The following is a 15267-nucleotide window of genomic DNA, read 5'->3' on the forward strand; positions in this document are numbered from 1 at the left end:
ATGTTAAATCGGGCCTTTTGTTTAACCAACCAATAAACTAAAAAACTTTTCTTTTTCTTAGCATTGGTTTAGTCGTAAGTTTTATAAAGACCTTACAACACCATTAAATTACATCCACGAATATCAGAATGGTCAAAACGTCCCATAACTTCAAAGGTACCATTTGGATGTGTACGACCTAAATCTTGAGTGGCTATAAAAGCACAGGAATTAATATTGGCAAGGTCGATAATATTTATTCCACCAGATTTTCCATAATCTTGAATGGCTAAAGCATCTTCGGTATCTCGAGTTAATACTTGCATCCAAGGCGCGCAATTAAAAATACCATGGCCTTTAGAATAGGCCTGACTTAACAATTCGGTCATACCATACTCACTATGAATGGTACTTACTCCAAATCCTTCTTTTAAGGTATTGTGGAGTTCGGCTCTAATCAATTCCTTGCGTCTGCCTTTCATACCGCCAGTTTCCATAACTATAGTGTTTTTTAATTGGAATTGATATTGTTCAACCAAATCCAATAATGCAAAAGAAACACCCATTAAAAGTGTTTTTTTGCCTTCTGATTCCAGTTTTATCAATAGGTCTTTTAATTCGGTAAGATTGTTTAAATAGAAGCCACTTTCCTTATGTTTGGATTGTTTAATAAGAACTTCTGCCATATAAATCAACGAGGAGCCTTCACGCTCCAAATAAGAAGGCAGTAAAGCTAAAATGACATAGTCCTTGATGTTGCCATAAAATTGTTCAAAGCCTTTTTGAAAACTGTTTTCATAGATTGATAGGTCTGTCACGTAATGTTTACTTGTAACACTTCCTGTGGTTCCTGAACTTGAAAAGATCTTTTCAATAGGTTTTGAACTGCTTAAAACACGATGTGATTTAAAAAATTGAATGGGCAAAAAGGGAATGTCCTTAATGGATGTAATATCACTGGGGTGAATGTACAATAAATCACAAAACGACCGATACACCGAGTTGTTTTCAAACTGATAATTAAAGACTTTAAAAGCCATAGTTTTAAAGTCGTTTTCAGATTGAATATTAAAGATGTCGTTTGCAGTGATCATTGCCACAAAAGTAACTAAAATACTAGGATGAAATAATAACAATTTGCCATACTGAGCTTGTCGAAGTATCTTTTATATGTTCATAAAAAAAGCGCTACCAATGGTAACGCTTTAATGTTTATATTTTAGGATTTATCTAATAACTAATTTAGTTGTAGCAGTAGCATTATCTTGAGATACTTTCATAATATATAATCCGGTTTTTAAGTTTGCTAGGTCTAAAACTGTATTGCTAATTTCTTTTTTCAAAACTTGTTTGCCCAATAAATCGAAAACAGAAACATTCATCTTGGCATTGTTTTTACTTAACAGATTTATATAACCTAAGTTAGTTGGATTTGGAAACATGCTAAAGCCAGGTATTTCAAAATTTTTAGTTGAAAGCGTAAAGTCATTTAAACTTCTTACATAAATTTGTGCAGTTCCGTTAAACTCACCTGCAACTCCTATTACACTTGCTAATTGCGTGTTGGGAATCACAGTATTAATATAATCAGCAAGAAAGAAATCAGTTCTCTTTACAAGTGTATTAGCACTTCCATCTTCTAGAGTGTAATTTTGACCTGTACCAAACACAGCAATACCATCACCTTCTTGAAATGTTACATTTTCAACTTGTATTAGCTCAGATTCATAATCATCAGGCGATGAGTTAAAAGTGGGAATAGATACTGTTTGTGGTATTACAGGGTTTCCTGAAGAAGCTATTACACCACTATCAGTGGTAGGGATAAACCTTAAAATCCCATTAGAAACTTCAGTTTGTCCTTTAAGACCTGTAACATTGTCTCCAACACTGTAAGTACTGGATATACCGTCCGGGTCATAAATTAATACGCCAGCAATATTGCTATCCTGTATCCATTGTCTGTTTTGAAAACCGTCAGTATGAGTTACTAAAGAGGCACCAGTAATTTCATAATACAGACCTTCTCCATTAGCATCTACATGGGCTCTCAAAGCTGTAATATCTGCAACAACATTGTAACCTAAAGTATTAATATGTAAATTGTATTGTGCTGCAACACTTCCAGAACCATAATAAATTAATTCTGCAACAAAGAAATAATTTTTGTTTGGTTCTAAGGGAATAAAAGGATCTGGGGTTAGGTCATAAAGAGGGCCACCACTATCATGAGTTGCCGCAGTGTTTACGTTAACTACATTCCATTCAATATATCCATCTCCACCATTTCCTTCTGTATCCACGTTAAAGTTGGTAACAACAAATTCTAATTCTCCACTTAGGTCTTCAGGACCTAAATCAACGGTTGAACCACTTACTGGGCCATTAATAAGGGCTATGGTAGGATCTGTTGAAGTGGTGTATGTAAATGTGCCAATTGGGAAAATAGATCCACAAGTGCCATTTGTTGTACAACCGTCAGTTGCATCAGGACCACTAAATGACCAATTTGATAAGATAAATGTTGATCCATCAGGACCAGTATCATTATTTCTATAGGTCCATCCATCTACGTAGTCCCACCCAGTTCCTGTGCCATCAACGTTTATATCACCAAAAGTATCAATAACACTTCCATTGAAGAATAATTCAATTGCATCATCTCCATTAATGCTCATAGCAGATGTAGTAAAATCGGGAAGAAATCCAAAATAATTGTTGAATTCAATATTTTCAGAAGCTACATAAATAAAATCACCTGCTGTAGCGGAACCAGAAAAAGAGAATTCTTCACCATCTGTTCCACTACCATTATTGGCTGAGCCAATTCCAAAAGTTGATAAATCTGCAATATCATTTACAACATAAAGTTCAACAAATTTAGGTACACCGCCTGTTCGCGGACCATCAAAGACACCTGTAATTATCATATCTTGGCCAAAGCCAAATGAGAAAGCAAAAAATGATAAGAATAAAAAGTAAAGTTTTTTCATTATTAAATTATTTATAAGAATTAGTCCTTATAAAAATAGGAAATTATTTTCTTATAATACTAAAAAGCAGTCCAATAGACTGGTTTTTTTATAATAAAATAATGTTGTTTTTACTTAATTACCAATTTACGTGTTTCGGTAATGTTGTTTTCGGTAATCTTTAAGAAATAAACCCCAGTAGCCAACTTCGATATATTTAATTCCTTTCCGGTAATGGTGGTGGCATGTATTTTTTTCCCAATGGCATTAAAAAACTCTATTTGTTTGGTCATATTACGTTTTGTAGTAATATAAATAACCTGCCTGTTACTGTTAACAGGGTTAGGATAAATAGAAAGATTCTCTATTTTTTGCTGTGGGATATCCTGTGCAAAAGCTTTGGGGGCAACTGCAAAGAATAATACAAAGAAAAAGGTTAAAACGTAGTTTTTTACCATAGTAGGATTTTTATATGTTAAATTTAGTAAATAATATCAAAAGTTGTACCAATTAAAACGTTAAAGATTTCTTTATTTTAACAAAAGGTTAAGCTAGGGTAATCTGTATGTTACCTTTTTGTTATATATTTTAACATTTTAACAAGTTAATAGTAATAGTTTTATCTTTACCTTTTGATAAAAAATCGTCTAATTATATGGACAAACAGGATATAAAAATTTTATTGGTTGATGATGAGCCAGACATTCTAGAAATTGTTGGATATAATTTATCGGCTGAAGGGTATCAAATCATTACTGCTGAGAATGGATTGCAAGCAGTAAAGAAAGCCAAAAAGGAGCACCCCCATTTAATTATATTGGACGTCATGATGCCTGAAATGGACGGTATTGAGGCATGTGAGCAAATTCGTAAAATCCCAAGCCTAAAGGATACAATGATAACTTTTTTAACCGCAAGGGGCGAAGATTATTCACAGGTGGCTGGTTTCGATGCTGGAGCCGATGACTATATTACAAAACCTATAAAGCCTAAGGTTTTAGTGAGCAAAGTTAAGGCGCTTTTACGACGTTATAAGCAAGAAGAAAAAGAAGGGATGCTTAAAATAGGAAATTTGGTGATAGACAGGGATGAATATAAAATTAACTTAAACGGTGAAGAAATTATATTGCCACGAAAAGAGTTTGAATTGCTATCTTTGTTAACATCCAAGCCAGGTAAAGTTTTTAAACGTGATGAAATTTTAGATAAAGTTTGGGGCAACGAGGTTATAGTTGGCGGAAGAACCATAGATGTCCACATTAGAAAGCTTAGGGAAAAAATTGGAGATGATAGTTTTAGAACGGTAAAAGGAGTAGGGTATAAGTTTGTAGATTAATGCAAGTTAAATTAAAAAAACCATATCGATTTTCTGCGAAAACCTCGCTTTATATTGCACTATCCTTAACACTCACAACGAGTGTTTTTTTATATTATTTTTTTGAAATCAATTGGGGTTTGTTGGTCTTCATTTTGGTGTTTAGCTACCTGTTGTCTTTTGTTTTTATCCAGTTACGAATAGAACGTTTAATATATAGACGTGTTAAGCAAATTTATGACGACCTTACGCTTTTAGAATCTGCAAGCATAACAAGAGGAGCTATTACTACCGATATGGGTACCTTAACCAAGGAAATAGACAAATTTGCTAGGGATAAAAAACTTGAAATAGAAACTCTAAAAGTTAGGGAGCAATATAGAAAAGAGTTTTTTGGTAATGTGTCACATGAGTTAAAAACCCCTTTGTTTACAGTACAAAGTTACATTTTAACACTCTTGGATGGGGCCATTAATGATAAAAATGTTCGGGATAAGTATTTAAGACGGGCTAGTAAGGGCGTAGAACGTTTAATATATATTGTTAAGGATTTAGACATGATTACTAAGCTTGAGATTGGTGATTTGAGTTTAAATATGGAAGTGTTTGATATTGTCGGGCTTGTTAAGAACGTGTTCGATATGTTCGAAATACGAGCCGGTAAGAAAAAGATAACCCTTACATTCGATGCAGATTATAAAAAACCCATATTTGTAAATGCAGATAAAGAGCGTATTCAACAAGTACTTACTAACCTTATAGTGAATTCTATAAAGTATGGTAACGAAAAAGGAACTACCGAGGTTAGTATTGAAAATTTAATAAAGAATAAAGTTATTGTACGTGTAACCGATAATGGTGAAGGCATTGCCAAAAATCATTTGCCACGCTTATTTGAGCGATTTTATCGAGTTGATAAAAGTGGAGCCCGTAGCGAAGGAGGATCAGGTTTAGGCTTGTCTATCGTAAAGCATATTATTGAAGCCCACAACGAAAAAATTTATGTAGAAAGTGAGTATGGTGTGGGTAGCGAATTTTCTTTTACCTTAGAAAAGGTTTCTGAATAATGTTTCAAAATTGGTGCTGGGAGCTTCTAAATGAAGACCTTTAAAGTTGTCAATTTTTTTAAGCATTTCTAATTTAAATTCATTCTGTTTGCAGCTGGGGACTAGATATTGTTCTGTAAGCCGCTTAGCTAAATATTCTTGTTCAAATTGTCCACGGGTTGGTATAAAAAAGGCTTTTTTGTTCAGTTTTGCCAAATCCATAATGGTAGTGTATCCAGATCGGGATAATACCATAGCACTTTCATTTATGGTTTTTTCCAGTTGTGGGGATATCATAAAATTATAAACCGTCATATTGTCCATTAACTGTATGGTTTGCTCTTTCTCAATGATGCCTTTCACAAAAATTACTTTTCCTTGATAACTTTTTAATTCAATAAGCAACTTTTTTTCCAATATAGTACGCTGCTGTTCTGGGCCAGATAGTAAAACCAACAAATCATTCTTAATGGTGTATTCTTGTTTGGTAAATCTACTTAAAGGGCCAATATATTTTGTAGGTATTTTAAGGGTTGATGGATGTCCTAATTTTCCACTCAAGTTAAAAGGACCATCAACATCAGGTATCCAACATTCATCAAAGCTTTTAATAATGTTTTGGTTCATTTTTGTGCTCATCCAGGTCGTAGTTCCACTTAAAACATTTAACTGGTGGGTTATAAAAACTGATGGGATATTTTTACTGTAAACACCAAACCGATTATCAGAAATAATACCCGAAATATTATGGGTTTCGATAATGTATTTGGTGGCTTTTTTTTCAGCTTTAATTATTTTTAATAATCTAGGTAAAGATTTTATAATCTTCCATTTAAGGAATTTGCCGTTTTTAGTATAGGATATATTGTAAGAAGGTAATTCAATAGATAACACATTAGGGAATTCCTTTTGTAATAACGATAAGGCTGCACCGTCACTAGCGATTATGGGCTGGTAACCGTAGTTTAAAAGTGCCTTTATTATTGGAATACATCTTGTGGCATGGCCCAATCCCCAATTTAAAGGGGCTACTAAAATGTTTTTGCTCATTTTACCAATTTAGTAAGGGTTTCTTTCTAATCGTTTTACGGAAGAGCCTCAAACCCATTTACAGTTTTCAATTAAATTCAAAGATAAGCATATCAACCCTCTCACATATTTCCTTAATTTTACCAAATAATTAAATTACAGAAGCTTTAGTGGGAAGTAAAAATAAGTTAAAACGGTTTAAGGAAAACGAAACGTTTGGTAACGTGTTTCAACCCTCGCGCGATGAACTGGTTAATAAAGAATATTCTTTAAAAGGCAATTGGCGAAAAACGTTTTTTAATAATGAAAATCCGTTGGTTTTAGAGTTGGGTTGTGGAAAGGGAGAATACTCTGTAGGTTTGGCGCAAAAATATCCCAACAAAAATTTTGTAGGTATCGATATTAAAGGGGCCCGATTTTGGAGAGGTGCCAAAACAGCTATAGAACGGCAAATAAAAAATGTCGCCTTTTTACGAACTCAAATTGAGCTTATAGAATATGCCTTTTCTGAAAATGAAATTGATGAAATTTGGATTACTTTTCCTGATCCTCAAATAAAATATAAGCGTACTAAACACCGTTTAACAAACGCCCAATTTTTAAATCGCTATAAAACCATATTAAAACCAGATGGCATAGTTAATTTAAAAACCGATAGCGAGTTTATGCATGGTTATACTCTTGGCTTATTGCATGGTGCCGGACATGAAGTATTGTATGCAAACCATAATGTTTATAAACTAGAAGGAAGTCCAGAAGAGGTTACAAGTATTCAAACCTTTTATGAGATGCAGTATTTAGAACAACAAAAGCCAATTACCTATATTAGGTTTAAAATTAAGTAAGTTTGGACATTACAATAGTTTTCTTTCTAGGTTTAATCATTACGCTTATTGGTGTTATACCTCCAGGCCTTTTAAATATGAGCGCTGTTAAAATTAGTTTAAAAGAAGGGCATATTAGGGGTATAATGTTTTCTGTTGGAGCCTGTGTAACGGTTTTTGTGCAAACCTATATTGCGGCTATTTTTGCAAGGTACCTTAGTAAGCATACAGAAGTTGTGGAAATTTTGCAGCGTGTAGCCTTTGTAGTTTTTGTATTGATAACTATTTATTATTTGTTTATTGTCAAGTCCATGCCCAAACATGATGTGGAACCTAGAGTTAGGAGTAAACATAGCAGGTTTTTTCACGGCATGTTTTTGTCGGCACTTAATATGTTTCCAATACCTTTCCAAGCTTACATGACGGTTACTTTGGCCTCGGTTGGTTGGTTGGCCTTCGACACTATAAGCATCCTAACTTATGTCACGGGGGCTGCTATGGGAAGTTTTGTGATGTTATACATGTATATTTTTTTCTTCGAAAAAATTAAAAGCCGTTCGTTTACATCTCAAAAAAACATGAACTATATTATTGGAGGTATTACAGGAATAATTTCAATAATTACCTTAATAAATATCATAAAAGATTTGGGTTCATGAAACGGGAAACATTAAGTTTTTTTGATAAGGTTTATAAGGTGGCTCAACACATTCCTTATGGAAGGGTAACTAGCTATGGGGCCATTGCGAAATATTTGGGAGCCGTTAGAAGCGCTCGTATGGTAGGTTATGCTATGAATGGGTCGTCTGGTAAAGAGGTTCCGGCACATCGAGTAGTTAATAAAAAAGGATTGCTTACTGGTAAATACCATTTTGATGGTATCAATTTAATGCAACAACTCTTGGAAAGTGAGGGCATCCAGATTGTTGACAATCAAATCCAAAATTTTGAAAAGGTATTTTGGGACCCTAATAAGGAGATGTAATTCATACCTTTTTTATAAAACTTATAAATAGTTATATCATTAAAACTTCTAACTTCAATCTTCTGTCTTCCAGCTTTATTATATATATTTGCATTTTAGAATGATTCTTAATAAAATATATGAAACTTAATAAGCAAGAGATATTAAAGGCATTAGAAACTATTACAGCTCCAGGAGAAGGACAGAATATGGTTGATAGCGGTGCGGTAAAAAACGTGGTTGTTTTTGGCGATGAAGTAGTTGTTGATATTACTATAAAGAACCCAAGTTTACAAGCAAAAAAACGTACGGAGGTTGATATTTTAAAAACCATTCATGATAAAGTCTACGAAAAGGCTAAAATAAAAGTCAATGTAAAAGTAGAAGCTCCAGAGCATCCAAAGGCTAATGTAATTAAGGGAGAGCCTATACTGGGTATTCAAAATATTATTGCAGTGGCCTCGGGTAAGGGTGGTGTAGGTAAATCTACGGTAACTGCAAATTTGGCCGTTACCCTTGCTAAAATGGGTTTTAAAGTAGGTGTTCTGGATGCAGATATTTATGGTCCATCAATGCCCATTATGTTTGATGTTGAATCAGAACGCCCTTTAGCAGTAAATATTGATGGAAAATCTAAAATGAAGCCTATTGAGAATTATGGCGTAAAGATGTTGTCTATCGGTTTTTTTACAGAACCCAACCAAGCAGTGGTTTGGCGTGGCCCTATGGCAGCCAAAGCATTAAACCAAATGATTTTCGATGCGCACTGGGGAGAGCTTGATTTCTTGTTGTTGGACTTACCCCCAGGAACTGGTGATATCCACCTTAGTATTATGCAGTCACTTCCCATTACAGGAGCTGTTGTGGTAAGTACGCCTCAAAATGTGGCATTGGCTGATGCCAAAAAGGGAGTAGCCATGTTCCAACAGGAAAGTATTAGTGTTCCTGTTTTAGGTATTATTGAAAATATGGCTTACTTTACACCAGAGGAATTGCCAGATAAGAAATATTATATATTTGGAAAAGAGGGTGCTAAAAATTTAGCTGAAGATTTAAAAGTTCCCTTTTTGGGTGAAATACCATTAGTGCAAAGTATTAGAGAAGCAGGTGATGTTGGACGACCCGCGGCATTACAAATTGCCACACCATCTGAACGAGCCTTTGAAACTTTAACCAAAAATATAGTTCAAGAAGTAGTAAAACGTAATGAGGATTTGCCTCCCACTGAGGCTATAAAAATTACTACAATGGCAGGATGTTCGGCAGTTAAAAAATAGATATGACAACAGAAGAGCTAAAATTAAATATAGAAAAGGCCCTTGATGAAATCCGTCCATTTTTACAGAGTGATGGTGGTGATATTTCATTATTGTCTATTGAGGACGATAAACTAGTTAAGGTACAACTACAAGGAGCATGTGTTGGCTGCAGTGTTAACCAAATGACCTTAAAATCAGGGGTAGAAATGACCATAAAAAAGTATGCGCCTCAAATAGAGCAGGTCATTAATATTGTAGACGCATAAAGATTTACCTTTTGATATTAGGCTTCAAGTTGTACTAAAGGTTTAAAACAAGTTAAGTTAGGGTTTAGGTTTTTATTTTGGGTTTTAAGGACGAGACTGTTTTCTAGGTATTTTTGCAATATTCTATTCATCCTCGATTAGACAGCTTTTAATATATAGGTTTAGCTGTATTTGTTGTACTGTACTTTTCTGCTTTTTTTGGTTATGATTTTTATATTTTCCCATAATACTTGAGCCCCATTTTTTAGGTGTTGTTTCCTATACACATGTACTTGTAACTCTATAAATCCACGGACGGTTTTATTATCTATCAAATAAAATAAACTCATGGTTCCTGTCTTTTCTATATTTGGTTACAACCTTCAAGAATGAGAAAAGCAATCAATAAAAAAAATCCTGTAGCTTTCAAATCTTTCATGTAGATGTTGTTTTAATTTAAGACTTGATTTAAGATGCTAGTTTCTTTGCTAAAAGAGTTTTAATTTAAAAAGTTTTTTGCAAAAGAATATAAGAAACAATTAATAGTTGAATTTATTCCCAATAAAAATTGTATTTCTAAAGATGAATTTTTTTTGAGATGGAAATTCTTTTTTAGCAATATGTTGTAGAGATAATGCTTTATGGGCTAATAGTTATGGTGTCAAATTCGTAGATTGATTTATAAGCATCACCTTTAGATGCCTTTGTCTTCATTGAAAGTGGCATTCCATATATTGGTCACCCATATTATTAAACGTTGCCTTGGATACCTTTTTTAATATTAACTTTAATTCGTTATTAGTTTTACCTTCTTTAATAGAGCATACAAATTGTTTGCTGTAGCAAAGCAGGTGTTAACTTTAGATACTTCGGTACAATATCCAGAATCAATGGCGTGGTGTGTGCAATTGAAATCGGAGAAATCTATTTTTTCAAAATCTTTGTTTAGCTTTTTACATTCTTCAAATAGTTCATCAATTGTTATAAAAGAATCTGGGTTTACACCTTTTTTATATAAATATCCTTTTAAAAAATTCATAATGGCATATTGCGAATTTTTACAAACCGAATACGGAACAATATCCTCTTCTGGTCTATATAATTCCTTGTTTGCAGAATTTAGGCTTTGAAAAGCCTTGTCAAATAACTTATTTGCTTCTTTTTCCATGAGTTCTTAATTTTAAAGTTAAGGATAAACTTTTCCAGAATATGTTAACATATTCTGGAAAAGACTTAATAATCATTTTTATTGGAAACAAATTTTATAGAGAACTTATAAATCTCTAAAAAGTTCCAATCGTTCCCATTTAGAGTCCACTTCTTCTTGAGCTTGTTTAAGGAGTTTGGCGCCAAGTTCAGCATTATCCTTTACTACCCTAGTAAAGCGGGTTTCTGTATACATGAAATCTTCCAGAGGAGCAGCAGGAGCTTTAGAGTCTAATTTAAATTTCTTGCCTTTTGGTTTTGAAGGGTCGAATCTAAATAATGGCCAATATCCAGTATTAACAGCTTTGTCCTGGTGATCTGCTGCGTCCTTTAGGTTGTAGCCATGATCCCCACAATGTGAATAAGCAATAATTAATGAGGGACCGTCGTATGCTTCAGCTTCTTCAATTGCCTTAAGGGTTTGAAGGTCCTTAGCACCAATAGCTACTTGTGCTACATATACATTTCCATATGAAATAGCTTGTAAGGCTAGGTTTTTCTTTCCAGTACGTTTGCCAGATACAGAGAATTTGGCACTGGCTCCTAAAGGCGTTGCTTTAGAGGTTTGTCCTCCGGTATTAGAGTAAATTTCTGTATCTAAAACCATAATATTAATGTTCTCGCCTGAAGCCATAACATGATCTACACCACCATAACCTATATCGTAAGCCCAACCGTCACCACCTAGAATCCAAACCGATTTTTTACGGAGATGATCGGTTAGTTGCAATAGTTTTTTAGCATTAGCGTTATCGATAGTTGTTAATTTATCTTTAAGCTTATCGAGATTTGTAAAGTTTTCAGCTTTTTCAGCCTCTGTTTTTTCGGGGTTGCTCAAAATGGCTTCAACCAATTCGGTACCTACTTTGTCTTCTAATTCCCTTAAAAGGTTTACGGCAACTTCCTGTTTTTTAGATAGGGCTAATTTCATGCCTAAACCAAATTCGGCATTGTCTTCAAATAAGGAATTAGCCCATGCAGGTCCCCTACCAAATGCATTAGTTTTATAAGGGGTAGTAGGCAGGTTACCACCATAAATTGATGAGCAACCTGTTGCATTGGCAATTAAAATGCTATCGCCATACAGTTGGGTTAATAGTTTAATATAAGGTGTTTCACCACAACCAGAGCAAGCACCAGAAAATTCGAATAACGGTTCTAGGAATTGAGATCCTTTAATATTGGAAATTTGCAATTCGGTTCTGTTATAATCAGGTAAATTAATAAAGTAGTCCCAGTTAACATTTTCATGATCCTGTACTAACAGTTTATTGTGCATATTAATGGCCTTAAAATCTGGATTGTCTTTGCTAACAGCAGGACAAACAGCCACACAAAGGTCACAACCAGTACAATCTTGAGGGGAGACCTGAAGGACGTAAGATTCTGTTTTGGAGTCGAACGGCCTGCCCTTTGCTGGAACGGATTTTAAAGTTGAAGGGATATCTGATAGTTCTGCATTGGCAACCACTTTGGCCCTAATAGCAGCATGTGGGCAAATAACTACACACTTATTACATTGGGTACATAGGTTTTCATCATCCCAAATCGGAACAAAATCAGCAATGCCTCTTTTTTCATATTGAGTAGTGCCAGTTGGGAAGGTGCCATCAATTGAAAAAGCACTTACAGGAAGTTCATCACCTTTACCGGCTAAGATTTTACCCAATACCTCTTTTACAAAAGGATCATCAGTACCCGTCATAATAGGTTTTAAATCTTCATTGCTGGTAATTTGTTTTGGATAATCTACTTTTTGTAGGTTTTCTAAAGATTTATCCACAGCGTTAAAGTTCATTTGCACTACTCTGTCTCCTTTTTTAGAATAGGATTTTACAATAGCATCCTTAATTTTTTTAATGGCATCCTCTTTGGGAAGTACGCCAGAAATGGCAAAGAAACAAGTTTGTAAGACTGTATTAGTGCGTTTCCCAAGCTTAGCCTCTTGCGCTACTTTAGAGGCGTCTATAACATAAAATTCCAATTCGTTTTTTATAATTTCTTCCTGCATGAGTTTAGGAAGGTTGTCCCAAATTTGGTTTTTGTCATAAGGTGAATTTAATAGGAAAGTACCACCTTTTTTAACATGGTCGAGAATATCATATTTTTCAATAAAGTTAAATTGATGGCAGGCAACAAAATCAGCTTTATGAATCAAATAGGTTGAGTAAATAGGTTCTGGGCCAAATCTTAAGTGAGATACCGTTTGTGCCCCCGCTTTTTTAGAATCGTAAACGAAGTAACCTTGAACATAATTATCTGTGGTTTCACCAATAATTTTGATGGAATTTTTGTTGGCCCCAACGGTACCATCTGAACCTAGTCCGAAAAACATACAGTTAAAAGTATTTTTGGCTGTCTTAAAACGATTACCAATAACTAGGCTCGTATGAGATACATCATCATTTATACCAACGGTAAAATGGTTTTTAGGTTGTTCAAGTTCTAAATTATCAAAAACGGCTTTTACCATAGCAGGATCAAATTCTTTAGAAGATAAACCGTAACGACCACCAACTATGGTTGGCATGGTTCTATTACTTTCCATAAAGGCTGTAATAATATCTTGGTACAAAGGTTCACCTATACTTCCGGGTTCTTTTGTTCTGTCTAATACGGCTACTTTTTTAACTGTTGTTGGTAGTGATTCAACAAAATGGTTTATTGAAAAAGGCCTAAAGAGGCGTACAATAATAGCGCCTACTTTTTCTCCGTTTTTTGCAAGGGCATCAACAGTTTCAATAACGGGACCTTGTCCAGAGCCCATTATGACAATTACTTTTTCAGCTTCAGGATGTCCTATATAATAGAAAAGGCTATAGCGTCTTCCGGTATGTTTATAGAATTCGTCCATAGTATCTTGAACGACACTAGGAACTTTTTTATAATAGGTGTTGGCAGCTTCTCTTGCTTGGAAAAACACATCAGGGTTTTGTGATGTACCCCTAATGACAGGGTGGTCTGGGTCTAAAGACCTTTTTTTATGTTCTAAAATATTTTCTTCTGGCATCATTGATACAATAGTATCATCTGTAATAGCATCAATTTTTGATATTTCGTGTGACGTTCTAAAACCATCAAATATATTTAAGAAAGGGACTCTTGTTTTTAAGGTCGCGACTTGACTAATTAAAGCAAAATCTTGAGCTTCCTGCACAGAGCCTCCGAATAGCATAGAGAACCCTGTTTGGCGTGTGGCCATAACATCAGAGTGGTCTCCAAATATTGAAAGTGCGTGGGTAGCCACGGTTCTTGCTGCTACATGAATGACCGATGGCAATAATTCGCCAGCAATTTTATACATATTAGGAATCATTAAAAGAAGGCCTTGGGATGCCGTAAAAGTAGTGGTAAGCGCACCGCCTTGTAACGAACCGTGAACAGCGCCAGAAGCACCTCCTTCACTTTGCATTTCAACAATTCTAGGGATATTGCCCCAAATATTTTTTTTGCCATTAGTACTAAAAACATCTACGTGTTCTCCCATTGGAGAGGCTGGTGTAATAGGGTAAATGGCACAAACCTCATTAGTTTTATGAGCTATTCTTGCTACCGCTTCATTGGCATCGCATATAAGCTTCTTAATTTTTGTTTCCATGAATTTTATACTTTATAAATAAGTGGACGAAAAGTAGATATTCTAAAACTTAAATACTATGACATATGTCAGGTGCAAAAATTATATCTTCAAAGTTTTATGTTTCAAATTGGTTTTGGAGTATTATCTTACTTTAAAACAATAAAAAAATCTCAACACCTTTTATTTTTAGTTTTTGAGGTAGGTTAAAATATCTGTAGCTATGAAATAAAAATGAATAGATATTTTATTGCATAAAAAAAGCACATCCTGAACAAAATAGTTAGAATGTACTTTTACAAAATGTTTTTTATTATACTAAAGAATTATATATTGTTATTCGGCATGTAGCCAAGCTTTTTTGGCCAATAATTCATCTTCAGATTCAACATGGTTATCATCGGGAACACAACAATCAACTGGGCAGACAGAAGCACATTGGGGTTCATCATGAAAGCCTTTGCATTCGGTACATTTACTTGGCACTATAAAATAGAATTCATCTGAAATGGGTTCATTTTCTGCATCAGCATCAACCTCTTCCCCATTAGGTAAAGTAACCATTCCACTTAAAGCAGTTTCATCTGAATAGGACCATTCTTGGTCTGGTTCATATATTGCATTGTTAGGACATTCCGATACGCAAGCATCACAATTAATGCACTCGTCTGTTATTATAATTGCCATGATAATTTATTTTTTATTATTATAATTAATGATTGTAAAAATAAAGTTTCGATTAAGTTTTTTATGTGATAAATGTCATGTTTCGTGTTAAAAAGTTGAATTAATTTTAGGGCTTCAATGTATAAATTTACTAATATTTAGGTAAATTTAGCTAATTTTTTTAA

The 15267-nt window shown here is 34.2% G+C and carries 14 protein-coding genes; 7 read left to right on the forward strand and 7 right to left on the reverse strand.

Annotated elements, in window-relative coordinates:
• Window positions 1-92: 92 nt before the first annotated feature.
• From MR053_RS04640 to MR053_RS04650, 3 genes are all read right to left on the reverse strand, one after another.
• The gene (locus tag MR053_RS04640; RefSeq protein ID WP_242131282.1) at window positions 93-1073 is read right to left on the reverse strand and encodes a LuxE/PaaK family acyltransferase; all 981 of its coding nucleotides are present in this window, start codon (window positions 1071-1073) and stop codon (window positions 93-95) included.
• A 132-nt stretch (window positions 1074-1205) separates the two neighbouring features.
• Window positions 1206-2972, reverse strand: a complete 1767-nt coding sequence (locus MR053_RS04645; RefSeq protein WP_242131283.1) for a T9SS type A sorting domain-containing protein — start codon at window positions 2970-2972, stop codon at window positions 1206-1208.
• 110 nt (window positions 2973-3082) lie between these two features.
• The gene (locus MR053_RS04650) at window positions 3083-3409 is read right to left on the reverse strand and encodes a T9SS type A sorting domain-containing protein (protein ID WP_223549546.1); all 327 of its coding nucleotides are present in this window, start codon (window positions 3407-3409) and stop codon (window positions 3083-3085) included.
• Window positions 3410-3606: 197 nt separating this feature from the next.
• Here MR053_RS04650 and MR053_RS04655 point away from each other — a divergent pair, with 197 nt between their 5' ends.
• Together MR053_RS04655 and MR053_RS04660 are read left to right on the forward strand one after the other, a co-directional pair.
• Window positions 3607-4287, forward strand: a complete 681-nt coding sequence (locus MR053_RS04655; RefSeq protein WP_242131284.1) for a response regulator transcription factor — start codon at window positions 3607-3609, stop codon at window positions 4285-4287.
• Window positions 4287-5333: a sensor histidine kinase gene (locus MR053_RS04660; RefSeq protein WP_242131285.1), complete on the forward strand. Its 1047-nt coding sequence runs from the start codon at window positions 4287-4289 to the stop codon at window positions 5331-5333. The genes MR053_RS04655 and MR053_RS04660 overlap by 1 nt, the downstream gene beginning before the upstream one ends.
• Here MR053_RS04660 and MR053_RS04665 read toward each other — a convergent pair.
• Window positions 5313-6362 carry a glycosyltransferase gene (locus MR053_RS04665; protein WP_242131286.1) on the reverse strand — a complete coding sequence of 350 codons (1050 nt, stop codon included), beginning with the start codon at window positions 6360-6362 and terminating at the stop codon, window positions 5313-5315. The two genes, MR053_RS04660 and MR053_RS04665, sit on opposite strands and share 21 nt — an antisense overlap.
• Before the next feature lie 149 nt (window positions 6363-6511).
• On the opposite strand from MR053_RS04665, the gene trmB reads away from it, so the two are divergent.
• The 5 genes from trmB (at window position 6512) to MR053_RS04690 (ending at window position 9654) form a co-directional block, all read left to right on the forward strand.
• Window positions 6512-7186 (forward strand): tRNA (guanosine(46)-N7)-methyltransferase TrmB, encoded by a 675-nt coding sequence (gene trmB / locus MR053_RS04670; RefSeq protein WP_242131287.1) that lies wholly within the window; start codon window positions 6512-6514, stop codon window positions 7184-7186.
• Window positions 7187-7188: 2 nt separating this feature from the next.
• A complete protein-coding gene (locus tag MR053_RS04675; RefSeq protein ID WP_242131288.1) occupies window positions 7189-7824 on the forward strand; it encodes a LysE family transporter in 636 nt (211 codons plus the stop codon).
• A complete protein-coding gene (locus tag MR053_RS04680; RefSeq protein WP_223549533.1) occupies window positions 7821-8150 on the forward strand; it encodes an MGMT family protein in 330 nt (109 codons plus the stop codon). The genes MR053_RS04675 and MR053_RS04680 overlap by 4 nt, the downstream gene beginning before the upstream one ends.
• A gap of 119 nt (window positions 8151-8269) precedes the next feature.
• Window positions 8270-9406, forward strand: a complete 1137-nt coding sequence (locus MR053_RS04685; RefSeq protein ID WP_242131289.1) for an Mrp/NBP35 family ATP-binding protein — start codon at window positions 8270-8272, stop codon at window positions 9404-9406.
• 2 nt (window positions 9407-9408) lie between these two features.
• Complete coding sequence (locus MR053_RS04690; RefSeq protein WP_242131290.1) at window positions 9409-9654, forward strand: NifU family protein; 246 nt, start codon at window positions 9409-9411, stop codon at window positions 9652-9654.
• Between the two features lie 766 nt (window positions 9655-10420).
• Here MR053_RS04690 and MR053_RS04695 read toward each other — a convergent pair.
• The 3 genes from MR053_RS04695 to MR053_RS04705 all read right to left on the reverse strand — a co-directional run bounded on the left by MR053_RS04695 (window position 10421) and on the right by MR053_RS04705 (window position 15103).
• Window positions 10421-10801 carry a HEPN domain-containing protein gene (locus MR053_RS04695; RefSeq protein WP_223549528.1) on the reverse strand — a complete coding sequence of 127 codons (381 nt, stop codon included), beginning with the start codon at window positions 10799-10801 and terminating at the stop codon, window positions 10421-10423.
• 105 nt (window positions 10802-10906) lie between these two features.
• Window positions 10907-14437 (reverse strand): pyruvate:ferredoxin (flavodoxin) oxidoreductase, encoded by a 3531-nt coding sequence (nifJ, locus tag MR053_RS04700; RefSeq protein ID WP_242131291.1) that lies wholly within the window; start codon window positions 14435-14437, stop codon window positions 10907-10909.
• A gap of 315 nt (window positions 14438-14752) precedes the next feature.
• Window positions 14753-15103: a 4Fe-4S binding protein gene (locus MR053_RS04705; protein ID WP_242131292.1), complete on the reverse strand. Its 351-nt coding sequence runs from the start codon at window positions 15101-15103 to the stop codon at window positions 14753-14755.
• Window positions 15104-15267 lie beyond the last annotated feature (164 nt).

The organism is Aestuariivivens marinum (assembly GCF_022662175.1).
Classification (GTDB): Bacteria; Bacteroidota; Bacteroidia; order Flavobacteriales; family Flavobacteriaceae; genus Aestuariivivens; species Aestuariivivens marinum.